This is a genomic window from Acinetobacter ursingii DSM 16037 = CIP 107286, assembly GCF_000368825.1.
GTDB classification, from domain to species: Bacteria; Pseudomonadota; Gammaproteobacteria; order Pseudomonadales; family Moraxellaceae; genus Acinetobacter; species Acinetobacter ursingii.
Genome location: NZ_KB849710.1, coordinates 107867 through 129722 on the forward strand (window position 1 = coordinate 107867; position 21856 = coordinate 129722).

A 21856-nucleotide genomic window follows, 5' to 3' on the forward strand; every position below is an offset into this window, starting at 1 on the left:
GAAGTTGCCATGTTGAGCTCAAATTTTAGATGACAGGATCATTTAAGCTTTTTTACGTTTTGAACGACGTTTTGCTTGTTGTGAAGCGACTGCATCCAGTGCAGCTTTAAGCTCATCGTCATTAAAGGTGGTGATATGTTGCAACATTTGTAAGGTTGCTTCATCCAGTACCAATTTGGCACCTTCCGCCATATTGCTAAAGTTGCGTTCAAACGCGATTGCCCCTTGTTCATTGGTGCAGATATATCCTTGCTGGGTCAGAACTTTGATAAAGCTCTGGAACAATGATTTATCAAAAAATTCAGGTGAGTTGAATTCATAGAGAACCGACAGGCGTTGCCCTAGCAAATGACTCAAGTCCTCGACTTGTTTCACCGAAATATTTCCAGAACCACGTTGTGCAATTAATGCCAAGGTCATGTAGTAACGTTCCAGACTTTGTTTGACTGGAGCTGCTAAGATCACCAATTGATTATGATCTTCTGAATTTGGTGCAGGACTAATCAAGTCGCCTTCACTGTCGCGTTCAATCAGTTTGGCATTGACCAGAGCATCGGCATATTGACTAATTTGTTGTTCAAGTTGCTCAGGTTTCCATTTCAGGAATAACTCTGCCTGTAAAAACGGATAGAGTGTTTTAATGACATTGATCAGATTTTTCTGGCTAATTCTACCATTGTGTTCAACTAGCGCTGCAATTAAAGAGGGCAGCACAAAAGCATGTAAAATATTATTGCGGAAGTAGGTCAACAACACCGCTTGATAATCTTCGATTGCAATAATGTCGCCTAATACATGCTGAACACGTTTAATCAATTTCAGTTTCAAGCCGTAAGCAATAATTTCTTTACCAGACAGCGGTGTAACTTGTGTGCGCTCATCATAAGGAAGTGTGGTAACAAGATTACGATAAGCATCGAGTTGTTTAATACACAACTCTTCGTCCAATGTGTGTTTAGGGGTTGCCAATAAAATTAAAGAAAGCAACGAAACAGGATTGATCACTACAGCGCGGTTAATATTTTCAACAATCGCATGTGCTGAACTGTTAATGACCTCTGAAACTTGTGGTGGAATCGGATCATCGTTTTTCTCAATTTTGATCTGATCTGCACCATGTGCTTTTAGCAAATCGTCCAGAAACACAGGTTCACCGAAGTTAACGTGGACCTTGCCAAAAATACGTTCAATTTTGCGTAAAGTTTGAATAATCCCGAAGATGGATTCTGCTTCTTTGGGTTTGCCTTGCATTTCTCCTACATAGGTTGAACCTTCCATTAAGCGTTCATAACCAATATATGTTGGAACAAAAACAATCGGCTTGGCACGACCCCTTAAATGACTGTGTATGGTCATGGCCAGCATGCCTGTTTTGGGCGGAAGTAAGCGACCAGTACGCGAGCGACCCCCTTCAATAAAATATTCAAGCGGGGTATTACGCGACAAAATACTATATAGGTATTCTTTAAATACAGACGTATAAAGTGCATTGCCACGGAAGGAGCGTCGAATAAAAAATGCACCGCCGCCACGTAAAAGCTGACCGACAAATGGCAGATTTAGATTATCTCCCGCTGCAATATACGGCACCATTAAACCACGACGATAAATCACATAAGACAATAATAAATAATCGATATGACTGCGGTGACATGGTGTGTAGATAATTTCGTAGTCTTTGGCCAGTTCACGTACGGTACTAAAGTTATGAACCTCGACACCATCATAAAGTTGTGTCCATAATCGAGTCAGGGCCATATCAGCAAAACGGATGGCTGAATATGAATAATCTGAGACAATTTCATTTAAATAGCCAATCGCACGGCGTTCAGCTTCAAGCATGCTGACTTTACCGCGAATACTTTCCCGACGAATCGCATCCTGCACATCACGTGATTTGATCAGGGATTCCATCACATTACGGCGGTCAGACAAGTCAGGCCCCAGAACCACTTCACGCTGACTATCTAAATAGTCATTCAGAGTGCTCACGATATACGTGGCAGGAGACAGATTCGGATAATGCGCACTGGCATAGTTGACCAGTTGGCGTAACGACTGCGGTTCATGAAACTCAACATAAGTTTGACGACCATGCAGACCGATATTCATCAATTGTTTGACTTTACCTGGGGTTGCCCATGTATCGGTAAATAACAACTTAAACCATGAATCCTCTTTATCAGGAGAGCGTCCCCATAGCACCGTGACAGGAACCAGTTCAATATCGTAGTCAGGATGCTTGTCTAAAAACTCAATTAAACGCAGTAATCGCGGAGGAAAGGCATGCGGTGGTGGATTGAGTAAATTCTTTTCATCGTGATGCTGTAAAAATAAAACCGATGCTTTTTCTTTGTGATCATCCATCACCAGTGGATCTAGTGCAGGCTTTAAATGCAAGCGACGTGTTTCACCATCAAGAACTAAAGCATTGCTGCGAGAGTAATTTTGTAATACATAGCAGACGACTTTTTTCTGTGCAGGATGTTCTGAAGTCTGCTGATCGGTAGATTCAGAAGGGACTTCCCCAAGAACATGCGGTGTTACCACGAGGTCAAGTAACTTACTCGACAGGCGTCGATACATCTGACCCAAGCCACTCTTGGCCATAAGAACTCCTACTCAAACAACAATCTCTGTCCTAAAGAACGAAAACTGCCTTAGTGAATTGATGTGAAAAACAATGAGCTATTTTCTGATAAATCACATGGATTGCGCTAGTGTTTATCGTTAAAAAACGTATTTTTAATACGAATAACAATGCTAAAGTGTGACATGACAGTCAACTAATCTTGATGGTTATACTCTGAATTTGTGGAAAAATACCGTATATATGTTTTATAGTTTACAGTTGTCTTGTTTTTAAATTGCCGACACTTTAAAGGTATCTTATGAATGCATTAACCCAGGAACTTGTCGAGCTTTTATCTCTTGAAAGGCTTGAAGATCATTTATACCGTGGACAAAGCCGTAATCTGGTCGGAAAACGTGTATTTGGTGGACAAGTTCTGGGACAAGCGTTACGTGCTGCGTCCTATACCACAGATCGTCCTGCACATTCGCTACATGCTTATTTTCTCTATGGCGGTGATGTCAATGCACCGATTATTTATGAAGTCGATCCTTTACGCGATGGTCGAAGCTTTTCCAGTCGCCAAGTTCGTGCTATTCAGCATGGTCGTACTATCTTTTCGGCAATGATATCGTTTGCTTATCTTGAAGAAGGTTTGAATTATCAACCAGAAGAACCTAACTATCCAGCGCCAGAAGACCTCAAATCAGAAAATGAACTCAAAGAAGGATTAGTTAATTTCCTGCCTGAAAATGTGCGTGCCAGTTTTATGCGTGATCGACATGTTGAAATTCGCCCGATTGATCCAGTCAATCCATTTCAACCTCAACCACAAGCACCGATTAACGCACACTATATCCGAACCCATGATCCTATTCCTCAAGAGTTGGATGATCAGTCTTTACATCAAGCGATCGTTGCATTTTATTCTGATTTCAGCTTAATGACGACTTCCTTAAAACCGCATGGTTTAAGCTATATTTCACCGAGTTTGCAATGTGCCAGTATCGATCATGCCATTTATTTTCATCGTCCAGTCCGTGCGGATGAATGGATGCTGTATGACATGGAAGCGACCGTCACTGCAAATTCACGCGGATTAAATTTTGGACGCATGTGGCAAAATGGACAACTGGTCTGTAGTACCACACAAGAGGGGCTTATACGCCTGCGTGAAATAGCCAATAACCAATAAAACCACATTAAATGTTTCAGTAAAGCTGCATGGATGCGGCTTTTTATTTTTAAATTGTCAGATATGCTAAAAAATTATTCGATTCTAAGCATCTTGCGTGTCATAGTAATCCAAAACAATGACATTCTATTTCAAATGGTATGAGCTTAAATACACAGATTTTAGTTGCTGCAATCATCGGTATCGCATTTGGGTTTTTATTAAATCTATACCCAGACACCGCTTTTTTTCAACATAGTCTTTATGGACTCGGTATTATCAGTAGCATATTTATCGGGCTGTTGAAAATGCTTTTAATCCCACTGATTTTTTCCTCAATTGTGGTGGGAGTTTCAAATTTGCAAGCCAGCGGGCAGTTTGGACGAGTCTGGAAAATCACAGCATTATGTTGTTTAACTACGACTACATTGGCTTTAATTCTCGGTATTGGCTGTGCTCATTTATTTGGAGTGGGCAAGGGCATGGATATCGGAATTTTTAGTGAAGCCATGAGTAATCATCAATCTCCAGATACATTATCGCCATCCACCTTTTTTACGAATTTTATTCAAAATACGCTGATTAATCCCTTTAAAGCTTTTAGCGATGGCAATGTTCTGGCAGTCGTGGTGTTCGCCTTGTTCATTGGGGCGGCTTTAATTAAAGGTGGAGATCGTTTTCAGTCAGTACGGGTTTTAAGCTTACAGTTTTTTGACATCATGATGATGTTGGTGGGTTGGGTCATGAAATTGGCTCCATTAGGAATTTTAGCCTTACTTGCTAAACTGATTGCAACGGAAGATGTCAAAATCCTGAACAGTCTGGCTGAGTTTGCCTTAGTTGTAACGGGAACGACGATTTTTCATGGTGCGGTGGTGTTGCCTTTATTACTGTGGATTTTTGGGAAAATGAATCCAATCACTTTTTTTAAAGGTACACGCTTAGCCCTCATTACTGCTTTTGCCACCAGTTCCAGTTCAGCCACGATGCCATTGAGCATGAAGTGCGCCCAAGAAAATCTCAAGGTTCGCCCACAAACAGCAGGTTTTGTTATCCCTTTAGGAACGCAGTTAAATATGGACGGTACCGCGCTCTATGAAGCCGCGGCTGCATTATTTATTGCCAATTTGGTAGGAATGGATTTAACCCTGACTCAGCAATTGATTGTTTGTTTAACTGCCATGATTGCATCATTGGGTGCGCCCGGAATTCCTAGTGCAGGAATGGTCACCATGATCATGGTGCTACAGTCTGTTGGGCTTCCTGCCGAAGCGATTGCGATTTTACTGCCAATCGACCGAATTTTAGATACGGTACGAACTGTGGTTAATGTGCAGGGGGATATGATGATCAGTGTCGTGGTAGATCGTTATGCCAAATCAGATTCCATTGAACCATCTTAAAATGCAGTGCGATTAAGATGCTCGATTGCAAGACATTGCATCACGAGAATGATAAAAAGCAGAAGAGAACTTCTGCTTTTTACCTTTTATTTCGCTCAAGTAACTTCATTCAAGCAGCAGTTAATAACGCCCGTTTCGCTGCTGGAGATTGATCTAAATATTGGACAGCATCTTCGGTACTTCCTTCTTTGACTGGATCGTACCATGGCATTAAATAATCGATCTGTTGTGCTACCAACCAGATTGGGCTAGGAAGCACTTGGTTATCCTTGCGTCCTTGTTTAAGCCATTCTAACCAGATCCATGGATGCCACAGACTCGGATTTTTATCTGCGAAACGTGGGTCTTGTTTCATGATATGTGCGGCACCATCGACCCATAAACCTAATACCCCCGCAATTACCGCGACACTTAAATAATAACGGGCAATATAACCACCACCTAAATGACGATATAAATCAAATGCAACTGTCCGATGTTCAATTTCTTCTGCGCCATGCCATTTGACTAAATCGACCATTTCAGGGTCAGCGCCGAGTTCTTCCCATTTTTTGTTGTAAAGCGCGTATTTACCCAATACACACGTCATGTGTTCTACTGTGGCAATCACACCTAAACGAAATAAATCCCACTGATGTTGTAACGCTTTAGGCACTTCATAGTCTAGAGGTTTATCAGCCAATAACTTGCTAAATAAAAAGTTCATGATATCCAGATTACGCTGGATATCGATATTACGTGCCGACAAATATTCTTTATTGGCAGAGGTATGCGCATTGGCATGCATGGCTTCTTGCCGAATAAAAGCCTGGACATCTTGTTTGAGTTTTTCATCGGTAATTTGCGGCAAGACTTTATTATAAAGACGACAGAACCAGAACTCACCCGCAGGTAAGATATTATTAATTTCATTGATGAAATAACTGGCAAAAGGTTGATTGGGAATCCAGTCCACTGGAGTTTCTTTCCAGTCGAATTTTACCTTTCGTGGTTGAATGCGATAGTGAATCGAAGATCCTGGAAGCTTGTGTTTAAAAAATGAAAAAATACTCATGTCCTTACCTTTATTTGTTCTTATCGAACTTTTGCTGGTTTTTTTGAGTATAAAAAATGCCCCTGTATTTTGCTTTGCAATACGGGACATTCAATTGTCATTACGTGATGAAATGATCAGAAAAGCGGTAGTTTATTCTTCTTTTAATACTAAATCTGCTTCATCTTCATCATCAATTGTCGCTTCTGGAATTTGACTTAAATCAAATTCAGGTTCTTGTTCTAGCGTATAATTTAAGCGACCTGCCATCACACTGGCAAGCTCTTCAAGTCCTTGTTTATTGAGTGATGAAAATAGTTGAATTGAAAAATTCAGCTTCATCTTTTTTAGATTTTGTTTAACTTCGAGTAGGGCTTGATGAGCGGGACCACGATTCATTTTATCCGCTTTGGTCAGTAAAATATGCACAAACAATTTACGTGAATGCGCCCATTCCAGCATCATGGTATCGAAATGCTGGAGTGGATGACGAATATCCATCAATAGCACTAAACCCTGTAAGCTTTGACGATGAATCAGATAGTTTTCAAGTTCTTTCTGCCAAACCCGTTTCATATCTTCAGGGACAGCAGCATAACCATAGCCTGGCAAATCCACCAGACGCTGATCAGGATTCCCTAGACTAAAAAAGTTAATCATCTGGGTACGTCCTGGCTTTTTAGACGCACGTGCCAGTTGTTTTTGATTGGTTAAGGTATTAATGGCACTGGACTTGCCTGCATTGGAACGTCCTGCAAAGGCAATTTCATAACCTGTATCTTCTACACAAAGTGCCAGTTTGGGCGCACTCATTAAAAATTCAGCTTTGCGTAGCCAATTGAGTGCCTTTACTGAGTATTCAGTAATTGCAGGATCAGCTTTTTTCTCATAACTAATTTTTTGTTTAGGTGCGAGTTTGGCTTTGGTGTCTTTGGATTTCGCATAGCGATGCATAGAGCTTAACTTTTACAATCAAAATATATTTAAAACGCATTATAAAGGATGCGAGCCTTTCACGCGAATTTTAACAGCATTTGGATCAAATGATCAGGAGATCGAGATAAAAGCGATGGCTGAATGACTGGAGGTAGAAGGCGGAGCAGCCAAAACATCGGCTAAAGTGTATTGATCGAGTGTTTGATAAAAGCTTTCCAGTGCATCATCTAAAATTCCTTTTAAGCCGCAGTGCGAGCGTAATACACAAGGCGGAGTATTGCATTCTACAATCTGATGATCACCTTGTAAGATCCGTACGATTTTACCCAATGTCAGATCGAGCGCTTTGGGATTTAAACGAAGTCCACCGCCTTTGCCGCGCGTGGTAATGATCCACTCTTGTTTAGCCATGAAATGTACAATTTTGACCAAATGATTTTGAGAAACATGCAAATCCCGTGCGATTTCTGCGATGGTATACGGCATTTCACTTGGGCGTGAAACGTACATAAGTATACGCAAGGCATAGTCGGTAAATTTATTGAGTTGCATGTTCAGCTAAATACCAGAAATTTATAAAGATCATATTAGCCTGAAAGTTTCCCGAAGGAAACTCCCGAGTCCAAACACCTGCAAATCACAGTTTTATATTCAGTTTAATCTTATATTCAGTTTAACCTTTGAGAGGAGCAGAAACAGCGAGCTCATCTCCGACTTGATAATGACTTAACAGAATATTGGCAACATCGTATTCACTATGTTCAGCCTGTGATTTGACTAAGAAACCATATTGAGCTGTATCCTGAGTTGAACTAAAACTAAACTGTTGAGGTTGATCAATTCCTTTTTCGGGAACATGGACTTTGACCGAAATATATTCACCTGCTTGTGCCGTTGGAATCGTTTGTTGATCGGCTGCACGAATGTTAAAAAATTTACCTTCTGCGTGATCTTGGATCGACACAATTTTGAAATTACGCCAACCTGACCATCCTCCACTTTGCGAAGCCAACTGATCATATTTTTGTTGCTCAGCCCCAATCAAAATATCAGCTAGTTGCAAATAGGCTTGTTTCCACGCTTCGATTAAATCTGATTCAAATGGGACATCAAGCACTTCACTAATCGAATGTAATAAGTTTTCCCCCACAATCGAGTATTGCGCGGGTTGAATATCCAGACTGACGTGTTTGGTTGCAATATGTTCCACTGCTTTGGCTAGTTTTTCAGGGGTTTCGATATTTTCTGCATAAGCCAAAACTGCTGCGGCTAAGGCGCGTGGTTGACGTCCTGTTGTTTGGTGGTCCAGATTAAACACATTTTTGAGTTCAGGATGATTGCCAAGCATACGCTTATAAAAATAGCTGGTCAGTGCGACGCCGTGTTCACGTAAGACAGGTACAGTTGATTTTACAAGTTCGATTTGTTGTGGAGTCATGGCTAGACCTTTTTATCTGGCTATATAAGATATATTTAAAATACATCTTATAAAATACATTTGCAATGCATCTTTAATTAAAAGTCATAATTTTTTTAAGGGATTAAATAGATCGTATTGGTCAAATTGATTGGTTTTTCGCAAAAAAATTAAACACTGATTTTACAAGAGATTGGTTTTGTAAAATCAGTGTATTTTTGAAAGTTATTTAGCGTTTTCCAAACAACGAGCCGAGCAAGCCGCGAACCAGTCTTTGTCCTGTTGGTCCGCCTAAACTACGTGCTGCGCTTTTTGCAAAGGTTCCAAGTACATCTTGAGTGAGTTTGTCACGCTCGCGTTGTGCTTTTTCATCTACTTTTTGTTGTTCACGTGCTAAACGCTCTTGTTCTTTTGCCTGTTGCTTGGCATCTGTTTCTTGTTGTTTGGCTTGTTGCGCGGCTTCGAGCTGGGCTTGTTGTTGCGCCGCACTTTCGCTCACTTTGCGCTGTAACATTTCATAAGCACTATCTCGATCTACAGCGCGTTCATAGATTCCCGCGACAATACTTTGCGACATTAATGCTTTACGTTCATCAGCGCTTAAAGGGCTAAATGCAGAATAGGGAGGCATGATCCAGCCACGTTCCACGATCTGTGGCGTGCCTTGTTCATCCAGAAAACTAATTAATGCTTCGCCAACGGCAAGTTCAGTAATGGCTTGATCCACTTTAAATTCAGGATTGGCACGAAAGGTATCCGCTGCTGTTTTTACTGCTTTTTGATCTTTTGGTGTAAACGCACGTAAAGCATGTTGAACTCGATTTCCGAGTTGCCCTAAAACCGTTTCTGGTATGTCGAGTGGGTTTTGGCTAATAAAATAAATGCCCACACCTTTGGAACGAATCAAGCGTACCACTTGTTCAATTTTTTGTTGTAAGGCGGGGCTAGAATTATCAAAAAGTAAGTGTGCTTCATCAAAGAAAAATACCAGTTTCGGTTTATCCAGATCTCCAACCTCAGGTAATTGTTCAAATAACTCTGAAAGCATCCACAGCAAAAAGGTCGCATAGAGTTTTGGCGTATTCATCAGTTTATCTGCGGCGAGCAGGTTGATATAACCATGACCATTGCTATCGGTCTGAATAAAATCCAGAATATTTAAACTTGGCTCACCAAAAAACTGTTCACCACCTTGGTCACCCAATGCCAGCAAATTTCGCTGAATTGCGCCTAAACTTGCAGGTGATAAATTTCCATAATCTGCTTTTAAGTCAGTTGCATTGTCACTGACATAACTCAGCATGGCCTTTAAGTCTTTAAAATCGATGAGCAATAACCCTTGATCATCTGCAATACGAAACACCGCAGAAAGTACACCTTCCTGTGTATCATTTAAATTCAGCATTTGAGCCAAAAGCAATGGCCCGATTTCAGAGACAGTGGTACGAATTGGATGACCTTGTTCAGCAAATAAATCCCAAAAAATAGTGGGAGAAGCAGCAAACGCAATAGTGTCTAAACCAAGTGATTTAATCCGTTCATCAAATTTTGGATTATCACTTCCCGCTTTGGCAATACTCGAGACGTCACCTTTGGCATCTGCTAAAAAAACAGGCACACCAATCCGAGAAAAATTTTCAGCCATGACTTTGAGTGTCACAGTTTTACCTGTTCCTGTTGCACCTGCAATCAGACCGTGACGGTTCGCAAATTCGGAATGTAAAACAATATCCTGATGAATATCAGTCGTTTTTTTTGCAATCACAATTGGTGTGCCCATACTTATTCCTATTCTTATCACTTTTCAATTTGTTGGAGTGCATTTTGGATATCTTGTATTAAATCTTGGGCAGATTCTAGTCCTATACAAAAGCGAACCAATAAACCCTGTTGTAGATGTGTATTTGGCAATACTCGCATCTGTTTTAAATCATAAAGCATCACCAGACTTACGGGGCCGCCCCAACTAAAACCTAATTTAAATAATGTTAAGGCATCACAAAAGCGGCGGACGGCGCTGATGTCATAGTTGGCTTGAAAGATCACACTGACCAAACCTGCGCTTTGTTGATCTATACAGATTTCTTGCCAAAAGGCGTGTCCAGGACTGTTCGCGTCGGCGGGATGTAGAGCTTGTGCAAACTCAGGCTGCTGTTTGAGCCACGCTAATAGGTCTTGTGTGGTTTTGGCTTGTTGTTGATAACGTAAGCGTATATGCGGCAGGCTACGTATAACTTGTGCGGTATCATCTCCCGACACACAGATTCCCTGAGTGGCATGCATCTTAAAGAGCTGATGATAAAGTTTTTGATCCCGAGTAATTACGCTGCCCATTAAGATATCACCACCACCGCTTGGATACTTGGTGAGTGCATGGACGGTGATGTCAACGGATAAGTGTTCATCTGAAAAATCGAAAGCGTTAAAGGCGAGCCCTGCGCCCCATGTATTATCCAATGCAATCAACACATTGGCTTGTCTGGCTTTTTTAACCAGATTTTTAAGATCAGGAAATTCTAAAGTGACTGAACCTGCCGCTTCGAGCCAGATCAGTTTAGTGTGTGCAGAAGGCGTAAATGAGTTGGCATCAATTGGATTATAGACTTTGACGATGATGCCATAACGTTGTTGTAGATTTTTGAGATGTTCCATGTTTGGCCCATACACATTATCTGGAACCCAAACTTCATCGCCTTGATTTAAAAAGGTTGAATTAACCAGATTAATGGCAGATAGTCCACTCGGTGCGAGTAAGCAATGTGTCCCCCCTTCAAGCTGTGCCAATTGATCAGCTAAGGTATAAGTGGTCGGTGTGCCATGGGTGCCATAACTATAATCATAAGCATCTGTCCAATGCCGATCAAAAAGGTGCGCTGTCGATGGAAATATAATCGTCGATGCACGAAACAGGGGAGGTTGAATGCTCGCAATATATTGAGGAGCCTTTCGTGGGGCGTGAATAAGCTGGGTTTGAATGGTTTTATTATCTGTCATGGTGTATATCATTTAGGTCATTTAGCTCTAGATTAAAAAATATAAATCCTTTCTGCTAGTTTTGGTCGAGTTTTGTGAGTATTTCTTTACATAAAACTGCATTGACAAAAGTTGGCTTCATTTTTGCTATGACTTAGCTAATACCAACAACAATATAGGTTCTAAGTGCATGAAGTCGCATTTAAAAGTGCATTATTTTCAGCATATTGCTGGTGAAGGGTTCGGGAGTTGTTATGATTTTTTGAAAACACATCAGTCAAAAATTACCGCGACTGAATTTTTCGCACTCCCCCCTGATTTACCGCTTGAAATAGAGGCGCTCCCTCGTATTGACGATGTCGATTTACTGATCATTATGGGCGGAACCATGAGTGTTAATGATGAAGCCAATTTTCCTTGGTTGAAAATTGAAAAACGCTGGATTCGTCGTTATTTAGCCGCGGGTAAACCGGCGATAGGATTGTGTCTGGGTGGACAACTGATTGCCAATGCTTTAGGTGCTGCCGTGAGCCGTAATCCATTTCAGGAGTTAGGCTGGACGACCGTACATCGAGTACCACAATCGGCAACGCAGTGTTTTCCTTTACCCTCTTCTTTGCATGTGATGCAGTGGCACAGTGAAACTTTTGAGATTCCCAAAGGCGCGATTCATTTAGCTGAAAATGACGTCTGTCGTAATCAGATGTATCAGATTGGGCAAAATGTTTTAGGTTTTCAGTTTCACCCAGAAATCACCCCACAAACACTGGAGTTATTTTTGGAAAATGATGATGAAGTGGCCATTTTTCATGGAGAATATGTACAGCCAGCCAATCAACTCAAACAATCAAAACAATCAAAATTTATAGAAGGAAATCAATTGCTCAATCAGGCGATTGAATATGTAGTGAACGCATCGTAATCAAAATAAAATGCAAATGATTTAAAATAAAACTCGGATATTTAACGATTCAGCAACAAATAGAATTGCATAAGACTTAAACAGTCGTTATAATGAGCGACCCTCAAATTGTGAGGTCATTTACTGCAAAGAACGTAGTAAATGCATGACAGTCGCGGCATCGATCGTGACCTTAGTGATTTTCACTGCCTTTGACACTTACCAATGGGTGAGGTGCGTCAAAGGTGATTCTTTATATATTTTGGCTTGGAGTTTACTGGTATGTCTAACCAGAGAATCCGTATCCGTCTTAAGTCTTTTGATCATCGTCTGATTGATCAATCTTCTCAAGAGATCGTAGAAACCGCTAAGCGTACTGGCGCACAAGTGTGTGGTCCAATCCCGATGCCTACTCGCATCGAACGCTTCAACGTTCTTACTTCACCGCACGTAAACAAAGATGCGCGTGATCAGTACGAAATCCGCACCTACAAACGTTTGATCGATATCGTTCAACCAACAGATAAAACTGTTGATGCATTGATGAAATTGGATCTTGCAGCGGGTGTTGATGTTCAGATCGCATTGGGTTAAGGCTTTCGGGTTAATTAGTGCCTGGCATTAATTAAGCTGCTTTTTTAGAGGTTACACACATGGCTATTGGTTTAGTCGGCCGCAAGTGCGGTATGACCCGTATCTTTACAGATGCCGGCGTCTCTGTGCCTGTTACAGTGATTGAGGTTGATCCTAACCGTATCACTCAAATTAAAACGCTTGAAACTGATGGTTATCAAGCGGTTCAAGTTACTACTGGTGAACGTCGTGAATCTCGCGTAACCAATGCACAGAAAGGTCACTTTGCGAAAGCGGGTGTGGCTGCTGGTCGTTTGGTTAAAGAGTTTCGCGTGACTGAAGCTGAGCTTGAAGGTCGTGAAGTTGGCGGCAGTATTGGTGTTGATTTGTTCACAGTGGGTCAAATTGTTGACGTTACTGGTCAATCAAAAGGTAAAGGTTTCCAAGGTGGTGTTAAGCGTTGGAACTTCCGTACCCAAGACGCGACTCACGGTAACTCAGTTTCTCACCGTGTTTTAGGTTCTACAGGTCAAAACCAAACTCCTGGACGCGTGTTCAAAGGCAAAAAAATGGCCGGTCACTTAGGTGATGAACGCGTAACAGTACAAGGTCTTGAAATTGTATCCGTTGACGCAGAACGTTCAGTTCTTGTTGTTAAAGGTGCGATTCCTGGTGCTACTGGTGGCGACGTTATCGTTCGTCCTACGATCAAGGCCTGAGGGGAAATAACGTGAATTTAAAAACTGTTTCCGGCTCTGCTGTTGAGTTGTCTGAAGTTGCTTTCGGACGTGAATTTAATGAAGCGCTTGTACACCAAGTGGTTACAGCTTATTTAGCTGGTGGCCGTCAAGGTACGCGTGCTCAAAAATCACGTGCTGAAGTATCTGGTGGTGGTAAAAAGCCATTCCGTCAAAAAGGTACTGGCCGCGCTCGTGCTGGTTCTATTCGTAGCCCAATCTGGGTTGGCGGTGGTAAAACTTTTGCTGCACGTCCACAAGACTGGTCTCAAAAAGTAAACCGCAAAATGTACCGCGGTGCAATGCAATGTATCCTTGCTGAACTTGTTCGTCAGGATCGTCTTGTATTGGTTGAAGAGTTTGCTGTTGCTGCTCCTAAAACTAAAGAATTGCTTGCAAAACTTAACGACTTGAATGCAGCTCGTGCACTTATCGTGACTGATGCTGTAGATGAGAACTTATATCTTGCTGCACGTAACCTTCCACACGTTGATGTGGTAGATGCTGCTGCAATCGATCCTGTTAGCTTGATCGCGTTTGATAAAGTTGTCATGTCTGTAGCTGCTGCTAAGAAAATTGAGGTAGAACTCGGATGAACAACGAACGTATCTATCAAGTCCTAAAAGGACCGGTCTTCTCAGAAAAGGCACAAGTTTTAGGTGATACTGCTGGTGTTCAAGTGTTTAAAGTTGATATTAATGCAACTAAGCTTGAAGTTAAAAAAGCAGTAGAACAACTATTTGGTGTAGAAGTTGTTAAAGTTAACACAACTATTACTAAAGGTAAGACTAAGCGCTTTGGTAAAACATTAGGACGTCGTTCTGATGTTAAAAAAGCATACGTCACCCTGAAAGCTGGCCAAGATGTTGAAATGGCTGACTTGGGCGATACCGCTGAAAGCGCAGCGGAATAAGGACGAAAATTATGCCGATTCAAAAATGTAAGCCAACGTCTCCAGGACGTCGCTTTGTAGAGAAAGTGGTGCATAGCCATCTTCACAAAGGCGCGCCTTATGCACCGTTGGTTGAAGCTAAAAAACGTACTGGTGGTCGTAATAACAACGGTCACATTACGACTCGTCACGTTGGTGGTGGACACAAGCAAAACTACCGTATCGTTGACTTTAAACGTAACAAAGATGGCGTTCCTGCAACTGTAGAACGCATTGAGTACGATCCTAACCGTACAGCGCATATTGCTTTGTTGAAATATGCTGATGGTGAACGTCGTTACATCATTGCGCCTAAAGGTTTGCGTGCGGGTGATAAAGTTCAATCTGGTAACGATGCTCCAATTCGTCCAGGTAACTGCTTACCACTTCGTAATATGCCTATCGGTTCTACACTACATAACGTTGAACTTAAAATCGGTAAAGGTGCTCAAATTGCACGTTCTGCTGGTACATCAGTTCAGTTGTTGGGTCGTGATGGTTCTTACGCAATCATTCGTCTGCGTTCAGGCGAGATGCGTAAAGTACATGTTGAATGCCGTGCTGTTATTGGTGAAGTTTCTAACCAAGAAAGCAACCTACGTTCATTGGGTAAAGCTGGTGCAGCGCGCTGGCGTGGTGTTCGTCCTACCGTTCGTGGTATGGCGATGAACCCAGTTGACCATCCACACGGTGGTGGTGAAGGGCGTAACAAAGGTATCCAACCTGTAAGCCCATGGGGTCAAAAAGCGAAAGGGTACAAGACTCGTACCAATAAGCGTACGACTAAGATGATTATCCGCGACCGTCGCGTCAAGTAAAGGAATCTGACTAATGCCTCGTTCATTAAAAAAAGGTCCATTCGTCGACGCGCATTTGTTCGCTAAGGTTGAAGCTGCTGTAGCTGCTAACAACCGTAAGCCGATCAAAACTTGGTCTCGTCGCTCAATGATTCTTCCGGATTTTGTTGGTTTAACAATTTCTGTTCATAATGGTCGTAACCACGTTCCAGTAATCATTACTGAACACATGGTTGGTCATAAACTCGGTGAATTCGCGCCAACTCGTACCTATCGTGGTCACGGTGTTGACAAGAAATCTAAACGTTAATAGGTGTCATGATGGAAGTAACTGCTAAATTACGCGGTGCCGCTATCTCGGCACAAAAGGCACGTTTGGTTGCAGACCTAATCCGTGGCAAATCTGTTGCTCACGCGCTTAATATCCTAAACTTCAGCAACAAAAAAGCTGCTGTTTTAGTGAAAAAAGCTTTGGAATCTGCAATTGCAAATGCTGAACACAATAACAGTTTAGATGTAGACGACCTTAAAGTTTCTACGATTTACGTTGATGAAGGCATTAGCCTGAAACGTATTATGCCACGTGCTAAAGGCCGTGCAGATCGTATTACTAAGCGTACTTGTCACATCACCGTTAAGGTAGGGGTTTGATATGGGTCAGAAGGTTCATCCAATCGGTATCCGCCTAGGTGTTGTGAAACGTCATAACGCTAACTGGTATGCGAATCCGAAACAATACGCTGAATACTTGCTTAAAGATCTTCAAGTTCGTGAGTTTTTAACTAAAAAACTTAAGAGCGCGATGGTGAGCAATATTCTTATCGAACGTCCGACAGGTGCTGCTAAAGTAACTATTAGCACTGCTCGTCCTGGTATCGTAATCGGTAAAAAAGGCGAAGACATTGAAAAATTACAGCGCGAACTTACCAATATTATGGGTGTTCCTGCGCAAGTAAGCATCAACGAAATCGATCGCCCAGACTTAGATGCGCGTTTAGTTGCTGAAGCAATTGCTTCTCAATTGGAAAAGCGTGTGATGTTCCGTCGTGCTATGAAGCGTGCGGTTCAAAACACCATGCGTGCTGGTGCTAAAGGTATCAAAGTTGAAGTTTCAGGCCGTTTAGGTGGTGCAGAGATTGCACGTACTGAGTGGTATCGTGAAGGTCGTGTACCTTTGCATACGCTTCGTGCGGACATCGATTATGCAACTATGCGTGCAGAAACAACTTACGGTACGATTGGTGTTAAAGTCTGGATTTTCCGTGGTGAGATCTTAGGTGGCATGAAACAAGTCATGAACCCTGCTCCTGCTGAAGAGCGTCCAGCTAAACGCGGTCGTGGTCGTGGTGAAGGTCAAGAACAGCGTCGTGGACGTCGTAATGACCGTGCTGCTGACAAGGGAGAATAATCCATGTTGCAACCTAAACGTACCAAATTCCGTAAGATGCACAAAGGCCGTAACACTGGTCTAGCGCATCGTGGTAGTACAGTATCATTTGGTTCGATTGCGATTAAAGCGACTGAACGTGGTCGTATGACTGCGCGTCAGATCGAAGCTGCGCGTCGTACTATTAGCCGTCGTATTAAGCGTGGTGGTAAAATCTTCATCCGCGTATTCCCAGACAAGCCAATTACCGAAAAACCATTAGAAGTACGTATGGGTAACGGTAAAGGTAATGTGGAATACTGGGTTTGCGAGATCAAGCCAGGTAAGATCCTGTACGAAATTGAAGGTGTGAACGATGAATTAGCAACTGAAGCATTTAAGCTTGCTGCTGCTAAACTTCCGTTTAAAACCACTATCGTGACTCGGACGGTAATGTAATGAAAACTAAAGATCTACGTGAAAAATCGGTAGAAGAGTTGAAAGCGTTGCTTGATGAGCAACAGCTTAACCAATTCCGTCTTCGTATGGCGAAAGCGACTGGTCAATTGGGTAAATCGCACGAAGTGCAAATTGCTCGTAAAACTATCGCTCGTATCAAGACACTCCTTACCGAAAAACAGGGGAACGGACAATGAGTGAAAAAACAGTCCGCACGTTAACCGGCAAAGTCGTAAGCGACAAAATGGATAAGTCTATTGTTGTTCTTATTGAACGCCGCGTTCAACACCCGTTGTATGGCAAATCAATCCGCCGTTCAACTAAACTACACGCTCATGATGAGAACAATGTTGCTAAATTAGGCGACCTAGTGACCATCAAAGAAAGCCGCCCAATTTCTAAAACTAAAGCTTGGACTTTAGTGGAAGTGGTTGAAGTAGCTGCTGAGTAATTACGTTCTTGTTGCATCATCGGTCAATTTCGAGTACTCTTTGAGCCTTTCGAAATTGCGACCGGTGTTGCTCGGTTTTGGAGTAGGGCAATGATTCAAACCGAAAGTATGCTCGACGTAGCAGACAATAGTGGTGCTCGCCGCGTACAATGTATCAAAGTACTAGGTGGTTCACATCGTCGTTATGCTTCTGTTGGCGACATTATTAAAGTTACTGTTAAAGAAGCAATTCCACGTGGCCGTGTTAAAAAGGGCGACGTGATGAATGCTGTTGTGGTACGTACTAAGTTTGGTATTCGTCGTCCAGACGGTTCTGTGATCCGTTTTGATGACAATGCAGCTGTATTGTTAAACAACAATAAAGCTCCGATTGCCACTCGTATTTTCGGACCAGTGACTCGTGAACTTCGTACTGAACAGTTCATGAAAATCATTTCATTGGCTCCTGAAGTTCTATAAGAGGCAATCATGGCTAAGATTAAAAAAGGCGATACGGTTATCGTGATCGCAGGTAAAGAAAAAGGCAAACAGGGTACTGTTCTGTCTGTTTCTGAAGACCGCGTTAAGGTTGAAGGCCTTAACTTAGTGAAGAAGCATCAAAAGCCGAACCGTGTAACTGGCGCTGAAGGCGGCATCGTTACTCAAGAAGCTTCGCTTCATATCTCAAACGTGGCAATTTTAAATGCTACAACCCAAAAGGCTGATCGTGTTGGTTACCAAATTGACGAAAATGGCGTGAAAACTCGCGTTTATAAGTCAAATGGTGAATCAGTGGCGACAGCAAAGTAATAGGTTGACACGGCAATGGCCAGACTTAAAACACGTTACAATGAAGAACTTAAAGCTAAGTTACAACAGGAACTTAGCATTAAGAATGTAATGGAGATTCCTCGCATTACAAAAATCACCCTAAACATGGGTGTGGGCGCAGCTGCAACTGACAAGAAATTGTTAGATGGTGCTGTTGCAGACATGACTTTAATTGCTGGTCAAAAACCAGTAGTTACGCTTGCACGTAAATCAATCGCAGGTTTCAAAATCCGTGATGGTTGGCCAATTGGTTGTAAAGTGACTTTACGTGGCGAACAAATGTACGAATTCTTGGACCGTTTGATCTCAATCGCGATCCCTCGTATCCGTGACTTCCGTGGTTTCTCAGCGAAATCTTTCGACGGTCGTGGTAACTACTCAATGGGCTTGAAAGAGCAAATCGTTTTCCCTGAAATCGATTTTGATAAGATTGATCGTATTCGTGGTATGGATATTACTATCACTACTACTGCTCGCACCGATGACGAAGGCCGTGCGCTTATGCGTGCATTCGGCTTCCCGTTCAAATAAGAGGTCGATATGGCTAAGAAAAGTATGATTAATCGCGAGTTGAAACGCGAACAAACCGTTGCTAAATACGCTGCAAAACGCGCTGAATTAAAAGCGATTATTGCCAACGTAAATGCAAGCGATGAAGAGCGTTTCCAAGCGACATTAAAGTTACAGGCATTGCCACGTAACGCATCTCCAGTACGTCTTCGTAACCGTTGTGGTTTGACAGGTCGTCCTCATGGTTACTTCCGTAAGTTCGGTCTAAGCCGTAACAAATTACGTGATACAGTAATGCAGGGTGATGTACCTGGCGTTGTTAAGGCAAGCTGGTAAGGAGCAACTAAATGAGTATGCAAGATACCGTTGCCGACATGCTAACACGTGTTCGTAACGCACAAATGGCAAAGAAACAAACTGTTTCTATGCCGTCTTCTAAGTTGAAAGTTGCAATTGCCAACGTTCTTCAACAAGAAGGTTATATTTCAAACGTAGAAGTTGCTCAAGAAGAAGCAAAAGCTACTTTGACTCTTACGTTAAAATATTTTGAAGGCAAACCAGTGATCGAAACTGTGAAGCGTGTAAGCCGTCCAGGTCTACGCCAATATCGCGGTAAAGATAAACTTCCAAGCGTTAAGCAAGGTTTAGGTATTGCAATTGTTTCTACAAGCAAAGGCATCATGACTGATCGCGCTGCACGTGCTGCAGGCGTTGGTGGTGAAGTTATTGCTTTTGTTTCTTAATAGGTGATTCCTCATGTCTCGTGTGGCTAAAGCCCCAGTAACTGTCCCTAACGGTGTAACAGTTACTCAGAACGGCCGGCAGGTCGAAGTGAAAGGCACTAAAGGTACATTGTCTTTCAACCTGCATGCGCTGGTCGAGCTAAAACAGGAAGAAGGTAAACTTCAACTAGCTCCTGCAAAAGAGTCGAAAGACGCTTGGATGCAAGCTGGTACTGCTCGCGCTGTGCTTAACAACCTTGTAAAAGGCGTAAGCGAAGGCTTCGAACGTAAGTTGCAACTTATTGGTGTTGGTTATAAAGCTGCGGTAAAAGGTACAGTTGTGAACCTTAACCTTGGTTTTTCTCACCCAATCGATTACAACCTTCCTGAAGGCGTAACTGCTGAAACTCCAACTGCGACTGAAATTGTTTTGAAGTCAGCAGATAAGCAGTTACTTGGTCAAGTTGCTTCTGAAATCCGTGGTTATCGTCCACCAGAGCCGTATAAAGGTAAAGGTGTTCGTTACTCGAACGAAGTTGTTCTTCGTAAAGAAGCTAAGAAGAAATAAGGCGCGAGGTTCTTATGAACGAAAAGAAACAATCCCGTTTGCGTCGTGCGAAAAGCACACGCTTGCACATTCGTGCATTGGGTGCGACTCGTTTGTGTGTAAACCGCACTCCGCGTCACATCTATGCTCAAGTGATTTCCGCAGATGGTGGCAAAGTATTAGCGCAAGCTTCTACTTTGGATGCCTCTTTACGTAGCGGTTCAACTGGTAACGTAGACGCAGCTACTAAAGTAGGTGCTTTAATCGCAGAACGTGCGAAAGCTGCTGGTGTAACGAAAGTTGCATTTGACCGTTCTGGTTTTAAATATCATGGTCGTATCAAAGCCTTGGCTGATGCTGCTCGTGAAAACGGCTTGGAGTTCTAATCATGGCTAAAGTTGAACAAAACGAAGGTCTTGTTGAAAAGCTGGTTGCCGTTGACCGTGTAGCCAAAGTTGTTAAGGGTGGTCGTATCTTCTCTTTCACAGCATTAACAGTTGTGGGTGATGGGAATGGTCGTGTAGGTTTTGGTCGTGGTAAAGCACGTGAAGTTCCAGCTGCTATTTCTAAAGCGCTTGAAGCTGCACGTCGCAACATGATTACTGTAGACCTTGCTGGTACTACATTGCAACACCCTGTGAATGCTCGTCATGGTGCAAGCCGTGTATACATGCAACCTGCTTCTGAAGGTACTGGCGTAATTGCTGGTGGCGCGATGCGTGCTGTTTTGGAAGCTGCTGGTGTACATAACGTACTTGCTAAATGTTATGGTTCTACGAATGCGGCGAACGTTGTAAACGCGACTTTTAAAGGTTTGCGTGATATGACTTCTCCTGAGAAAGTTGCTGCAAAACGTGGTCTTTCAGTAGAACAAATTCAAGGGTAATCAATCATGAAAACGATTAAAGTTACCCAGACTAAATCTGCTTCGCATCGTTTGAAAAATCACAAACTTTGCCTTCAAGGTTTAGGTCTGCGTCGTATTGGTCATACTGTAGAAGTGCAAGATACGCCTTCTAACCGCGGTATGATCAACAAAGTCTACTATATGGTTAGTGTAGAGGAATAAGCCATGACTCTGCGTTTAAATGAACTTTCACCTGCTGAAGGTGCAAAGCGTGAACATCGTCGCTTGGGTCGTGGTATCGGTTCTGGCGTTGGTAAAACTGGTGGCCGTGGTGTTAAAGGCCAAAAATCACGTAAAAGTGGTGGCGTTCGTCCAGGCTTTGAAGGTGGTCAAACAGCGATTTATCGTCGTTTGCCTAAATTCGGTTTCACTAGCCAAATCGCATTGAAAACTGCGGAAGTACGCTTGTCTGAACTTGCAAAAGTTGAAGGTGATATTATTTCACTTGAAACTTTGAAAGCTGCGAACGTAGTTCGTCGTGATCAGACTCGTGCACGTGTTGTTCTTTCTGGTGAAGTAACTCGCGCGTTTACAGTGCAAGGTGTTGCTTTGACTAAAGGCGCTAAAGCTGCGATTGAAGCGGCTGGCGGTAAAGTCGAGGAGTAATACCGAGTGGCTATGTCTCCTAGTTCTTCAG

30 protein-coding genes and 1 pseudogene are annotated in these 21856 nt (G+C 42.5%); 24 read left to right on the forward strand and 7 right to left on the reverse strand.

All coding sequences use genetic code 11. The features are described from left to right. Positions 1-42 precede the first annotated feature (42 nt). Positions 43-2610: a glycerol-3-phosphate 1-O-acyltransferase PlsB gene (gene plsB / locus F944_RS00550; RefSeq protein ID WP_004985307.1), complete on the reverse strand. Its 2568-nt coding sequence runs from the start codon at positions 2608-2610 to the stop codon at positions 43-45. Between the two features lie 281 nt (positions 2611-2891). On the opposite strand from plsB, the gene F944_RS00555 reads away from it, so the two are divergent. Together F944_RS00555 and F944_RS00560 are read left to right on the forward strand one after the other, a co-directional pair. Next, complete coding sequence (locus F944_RS00555; protein WP_004985310.1) at positions 2892-3767, forward strand: acyl-CoA thioesterase; 876 nt, start codon at positions 2892-2894, stop codon at positions 3765-3767. 140 nt (positions 3768-3907) lie between these two features. After that, positions 3908-5149: a dicarboxylate/amino acid:cation symporter gene (locus F944_RS00560; RefSeq protein WP_004985311.1), complete on the forward strand. Its 1242-nt coding sequence runs from the start codon at positions 3908-3910 to the stop codon at positions 5147-5149. A gap of 109 nt (positions 5150-5258) precedes the next feature. Here F944_RS00560 and F944_RS00565 read toward each other — a convergent pair whose 3' ends face one another. From F944_RS00565 to F944_RS00590, 6 genes are all read right to left on the reverse strand, one after another. Further along, a complete protein-coding gene (locus F944_RS00565; protein ID WP_004985313.1) occupies positions 5259-6203 on the reverse strand; it encodes a metal-dependent hydrolase in 945 nt (314 codons plus the stop codon). A gap of 132 nt (positions 6204-6335) precedes the next feature. Beyond that, the gene (gene yihA / locus F944_RS00570; RefSeq protein WP_004985315.1) at positions 6336-7136 is read right to left on the reverse strand and encodes a ribosome biogenesis GTP-binding protein YihA/YsxC; all 801 of its coding nucleotides are present in this window, start codon (positions 7134-7136) and stop codon (positions 6336-6338) included. Between the two features lie 93 nt (positions 7137-7229). Beyond that, positions 7230-7670 (reverse strand): RrF2 family transcriptional regulator, encoded by a 441-nt coding sequence (locus F944_RS00575; protein WP_004985317.1) that lies wholly within the window; start codon positions 7668-7670, stop codon positions 7230-7232. A gap of 121 nt (positions 7671-7791) precedes the next feature. After that, positions 7792-8556, reverse strand: a complete 765-nt coding sequence (locus F944_RS00580; protein ID WP_004985320.1) for a globin domain-containing protein — start codon at positions 8554-8556, stop codon at positions 7792-7794. Between the two features lie 208 nt (positions 8557-8764). Continuing rightward, positions 8765-10315, reverse strand: coding sequence for a helicase HerA-like domain-containing protein (locus tag F944_RS00585; protein ID WP_004985321.1), 1551 nt, complete (start codon positions 10313-10315; stop codon positions 8765-8767). Between the two features lie 17 nt (positions 10316-10332). After that, entirely contained in the window at positions 10333-11529 is a 1197-nt protein-coding gene (locus tag F944_RS00590) for a PLP-dependent transferase (RefSeq protein ID WP_005002011.1), read from the reverse strand. A 169-nt stretch (positions 11530-11698) separates the two neighbouring features. Between F944_RS00590 and F944_RS00595 the strand changes: the two genes are divergently transcribed. The 22 genes and pseudogenes from F944_RS00595 (at position 11699) to rplO (ending at position 21825) form a co-directional block, all read left to right on the forward strand. Beyond that, positions 11699-12430, forward strand: a complete 732-nt coding sequence (locus F944_RS00595) for a type 1 glutamine amidotransferase (RefSeq protein ID WP_004985323.1) — start codon at positions 11699-11701, stop codon at positions 12428-12430. A 261-nt stretch (positions 12431-12691) separates the two neighbouring features. Continuing rightward, positions 12692-13003 carry a 30S ribosomal protein S10 gene (rpsJ, locus tag F944_RS00600; protein WP_004725677.1) on the forward strand — a complete coding sequence of 104 codons (312 nt, stop codon included), beginning with the start codon at positions 12692-12694 and terminating at the stop codon, positions 13001-13003. 59 nt (positions 13004-13062) lie between these two features. After that, the gene (gene rplC / locus F944_RS00605) at positions 13063-13701 is read left to right on the forward strand and encodes a 50S ribosomal protein L3 (protein WP_004985326.1); all 639 of its coding nucleotides are present in this window, start codon (positions 13063-13065) and stop codon (positions 13699-13701) included. Between the two features lie 11 nt (positions 13702-13712). Beyond that, a complete protein-coding gene (gene rplD, locus F944_RS00610; protein WP_004985328.1) occupies positions 13713-14315 on the forward strand; it encodes a 50S ribosomal protein L4 in 603 nt (200 codons plus the stop codon). Beyond that, positions 14312-14632 (forward strand): 50S ribosomal protein L23, encoded by a 321-nt coding sequence (gene rplW, locus F944_RS00615; protein WP_004985330.1) that lies wholly within the window; start codon positions 14312-14314, stop codon positions 14630-14632. The genes rplD and rplW overlap by 4 nt, the downstream gene beginning before the upstream one ends. Before the next feature lie 11 nt (positions 14633-14643). Continuing rightward, a complete protein-coding gene (gene rplB / locus F944_RS00620) occupies positions 14644-15468 on the forward strand; it encodes a 50S ribosomal protein L2 (RefSeq protein WP_004985332.1) in 825 nt (274 codons plus the stop codon). A 13-nt stretch (positions 15469-15481) separates the two neighbouring features. Continuing rightward, positions 15482-15757, forward strand: coding sequence for a 30S ribosomal protein S19 (gene rpsS, locus F944_RS00625; RefSeq protein WP_004985338.1), 276 nt, complete (start codon positions 15482-15484; stop codon positions 15755-15757). Between the two features lie 11 nt (positions 15758-15768). Continuing rightward, positions 15769-16098 (forward strand): 50S ribosomal protein L22, encoded by a 330-nt coding sequence (gene rplV / locus F944_RS00630; RefSeq protein WP_004754247.1) that lies wholly within the window; start codon positions 15769-15771, stop codon positions 16096-16098. Position 16099: 1 nt separating this feature from the next. Beyond that, positions 16100-16919: pseudogene (gene rpsC / locus F944_RS00635) on the forward strand (30S ribosomal protein S3). Further along, on the forward strand, positions 16859-17272 hold the full coding sequence (rplP, locus tag F944_RS00640) for a 50S ribosomal protein L16 (protein ID WP_004985344.1): 414 nt from the start codon (positions 16859-16861) through the stop codon (positions 17270-17272). Before rpsC ends, rplP begins: the two are co-directional and overlap by 61 nt. Then, positions 17272-17469, forward strand: a complete 198-nt coding sequence (gene rpmC / locus F944_RS00645; protein ID WP_000849927.1) for a 50S ribosomal protein L29 — start codon at positions 17272-17274, stop codon at positions 17467-17469. The genes rplP and rpmC overlap by 1 nt, the downstream gene beginning before the upstream one ends. Beyond that, entirely contained in the window at positions 17466-17723 is a 258-nt protein-coding gene (gene rpsQ, locus F944_RS00650; RefSeq protein ID WP_004924117.1) for a 30S ribosomal protein S17, read from the forward strand. Before rpmC ends, rpsQ begins: the two co-directional genes overlap by 4 nt. Positions 17724-17813: 90 nt before the next feature. Beyond that, positions 17814-18182 carry a 50S ribosomal protein L14 gene (rplN, locus tag F944_RS00655; protein WP_004924120.1) on the forward strand — a complete coding sequence of 123 codons (369 nt, stop codon included), beginning with the start codon at positions 17814-17816 and terminating at the stop codon, positions 18180-18182. Between the two features lie 9 nt (positions 18183-18191). After that, a complete protein-coding gene (gene rplX / locus F944_RS00660; RefSeq protein ID WP_004985347.1) occupies positions 18192-18512 on the forward strand; it encodes a 50S ribosomal protein L24 in 321 nt (106 codons plus the stop codon). Between the two features lie 15 nt (positions 18513-18527). Then, positions 18528-19064: a 50S ribosomal protein L5 gene (gene rplE / locus F944_RS00665; protein ID WP_004985349.1), complete on the forward strand. Its 537-nt coding sequence runs from the start codon at positions 18528-18530 to the stop codon at positions 19062-19064. Positions 19065-19073: 9 nt separating this feature from the next. Beyond that, positions 19074-19379: a 30S ribosomal protein S14 gene (gene rpsN / locus F944_RS00670; protein WP_004985353.1), complete on the forward strand. Its 306-nt coding sequence runs from the start codon at positions 19074-19076 to the stop codon at positions 19377-19379. An 11-nt stretch (positions 19380-19390) separates the two neighbouring features. Beyond that, on the forward strand, positions 19391-19786 hold the full coding sequence (rpsH, locus tag F944_RS00675) for a 30S ribosomal protein S8 (RefSeq protein WP_004985354.1): 396 nt from the start codon (positions 19391-19393) through the stop codon (positions 19784-19786). A gap of 13 nt (positions 19787-19799) precedes the next feature. Further along, entirely contained in the window at positions 19800-20333 is a 534-nt protein-coding gene (gene rplF / locus F944_RS00680) for a 50S ribosomal protein L6 (protein ID WP_004985355.1), read from the forward strand. A gap of 14 nt (positions 20334-20347) precedes the next feature. Continuing rightward, positions 20348-20698: a 50S ribosomal protein L18 gene (rplR, locus tag F944_RS00685; RefSeq protein WP_004869518.1), complete on the forward strand. Its 351-nt coding sequence runs from the start codon at positions 20348-20350 to the stop codon at positions 20696-20698. 2 nt (positions 20699-20700) lie between these two features. Next, the gene (gene rpsE / locus F944_RS00690; RefSeq protein ID WP_004657688.1) at positions 20701-21198 is read left to right on the forward strand and encodes a 30S ribosomal protein S5; all 498 of its coding nucleotides are present in this window, start codon (positions 20701-20703) and stop codon (positions 21196-21198) included. A 6-nt stretch (positions 21199-21204) separates the two neighbouring features. Then, positions 21205-21381 (forward strand): 50S ribosomal protein L30, encoded by a 177-nt coding sequence (gene rpmD / locus F944_RS00695; protein ID WP_004985357.1) that lies wholly within the window; start codon positions 21205-21207, stop codon positions 21379-21381. A gap of 3 nt (positions 21382-21384) precedes the next feature. Beyond that, the gene (gene rplO, locus F944_RS00700) at positions 21385-21825 is read left to right on the forward strand and encodes a 50S ribosomal protein L15 (RefSeq protein WP_004985359.1); all 441 of its coding nucleotides are present in this window, start codon (positions 21385-21387) and stop codon (positions 21823-21825) included. Positions 21826-21856: the final 31 nt, after the last annotated feature.

What these genes read in the sequence shown, in the direction of transcription:
- plsB (WP_004985307.1), bottom strand. Translation starts at nt 2,610, where the DNA reads ATGGCCAAGAGTGGCTTGGGTCAGATGTATCGACGCCTGTCGAGTAAG.
- F944_RS00555 (WP_004985310.1), top strand. Translation starts at nt 2,892, where the DNA reads ATGAATGCATTAACCCAGGAACTTGTCGAGCTTTTATCTCTTGAAAGG.
- F944_RS00560 (WP_004985311.1), top strand. Translation starts at nt 3,908, where the DNA reads ATGAGCTTAAATACACAGATTTTAGTTGCTGCAATCATCGGTATCGCA.
- F944_RS00565 (WP_004985313.1), bottom strand. Translation starts at nt 6,203, where the DNA reads ATGAGTATTTTTTCATTTTTTAAACACAAGCTTCCAGGATCTTCGATT.
- yihA (WP_004985315.1), bottom strand. Translation starts at nt 7,136, where the DNA reads ATGCATCGCTATGCGAAATCCAAAGACACCAAAGCCAAACTCGCACCT.
- F944_RS00575 (WP_004985317.1), bottom strand. Translation starts at nt 7,670, where the DNA reads ATGCAACTCAATAAATTTACCGACTATGCCTTGCGTATACTTATGTAC.
- F944_RS00580 (WP_004985320.1), bottom strand. Translation starts at nt 8,556, where the DNA reads ATGACTCCACAACAAATCGAACTTGTAAAATCAACTGTACCTGTCTTA.
- F944_RS00585 (WP_004985321.1), bottom strand. Translation starts at nt 10,315, where the DNA reads ATGGGCACACCAATTGTGATTGCAAAAAAAACGACTGATATTCATCAG.
- F944_RS00590 (WP_005002011.1), bottom strand. Translation starts at nt 11,529, where the DNA reads ATGACAGATAATAAAACCATTCAAACCCAGCTTATTCACGCCCCACGA.
- F944_RS00595 (WP_004985323.1), top strand. Translation starts at nt 11,699, where the DNA reads ATGAAGTCGCATTTAAAAGTGCATTATTTTCAGCATATTGCTGGTGAA.
- rpsJ (WP_004725677.1), top strand. Translation starts at nt 12,692, where the DNA reads ATGTCTAACCAGAGAATCCGTATCCGTCTTAAGTCTTTTGATCATCGT.
- rplC (WP_004985326.1), top strand. Translation starts at nt 13,063, where the DNA reads ATGGCTATTGGTTTAGTCGGCCGCAAGTGCGGTATGACCCGTATCTTT.
- rplW (WP_004985330.1), top strand. Translation starts at nt 14,312, where the DNA reads ATGAACAACGAACGTATCTATCAAGTCCTAAAAGGACCGGTCTTCTCA.
- rplB (WP_004985332.1), top strand. Translation starts at nt 14,644, where the DNA reads ATGCCGATTCAAAAATGTAAGCCAACGTCTCCAGGACGTCGCTTTGTA.
- rpsS (WP_004985338.1), top strand. Translation starts at nt 15,482, where the DNA reads ATGCCTCGTTCATTAAAAAAAGGTCCATTCGTCGACGCGCATTTGTTC.
- rplV (WP_004754247.1), top strand. Translation starts at nt 15,769, where the DNA reads ATGGAAGTAACTGCTAAATTACGCGGTGCCGCTATCTCGGCACAAAAG.
- rplP (WP_004985344.1), top strand. Translation starts at nt 16,859, where the DNA reads ATGTTGCAACCTAAACGTACCAAATTCCGTAAGATGCACAAAGGCCGT.
- rpmC (WP_000849927.1), top strand. Translation starts at nt 17,272, where the DNA reads ATGAAAACTAAAGATCTACGTGAAAAATCGGTAGAAGAGTTGAAAGCG.
- rpsQ (WP_004924117.1), top strand. Translation starts at nt 17,466, where the DNA reads ATGAGTGAAAAAACAGTCCGCACGTTAACCGGCAAAGTCGTAAGCGAC.
- rplN (WP_004924120.1), top strand. Translation starts at nt 17,814, where the DNA reads ATGATTCAAACCGAAAGTATGCTCGACGTAGCAGACAATAGTGGTGCT.
- rplX (WP_004985347.1), top strand. Translation starts at nt 18,192, where the DNA reads ATGGCTAAGATTAAAAAAGGCGATACGGTTATCGTGATCGCAGGTAAA.
- rplE (WP_004985349.1), top strand. Translation starts at nt 18,528, where the DNA reads ATGGCCAGACTTAAAACACGTTACAATGAAGAACTTAAAGCTAAGTTA.
- rpsN (WP_004985353.1), top strand. Translation starts at nt 19,074, where the DNA reads ATGGCTAAGAAAAGTATGATTAATCGCGAGTTGAAACGCGAACAAACC.
- rpsH (WP_004985354.1), top strand. Translation starts at nt 19,391, where the DNA reads ATGAGTATGCAAGATACCGTTGCCGACATGCTAACACGTGTTCGTAAC.
- rplF (WP_004985355.1), top strand. Translation starts at nt 19,800, where the DNA reads ATGTCTCGTGTGGCTAAAGCCCCAGTAACTGTCCCTAACGGTGTAACA.
- rplR (WP_004869518.1), top strand. Translation starts at nt 20,348, where the DNA reads ATGAACGAAAAGAAACAATCCCGTTTGCGTCGTGCGAAAAGCACACGC.
- rpsE (WP_004657688.1), top strand. Translation starts at nt 20,701, where the DNA reads ATGGCTAAAGTTGAACAAAACGAAGGTCTTGTTGAAAAGCTGGTTGCC.
- rpmD (WP_004985357.1), top strand. Translation starts at nt 21,205, where the DNA reads ATGAAAACGATTAAAGTTACCCAGACTAAATCTGCTTCGCATCGTTTG.
- rplO (WP_004985359.1), top strand. Translation starts at nt 21,385, where the DNA reads ATGACTCTGCGTTTAAATGAACTTTCACCTGCTGAAGGTGCAAAGCGT.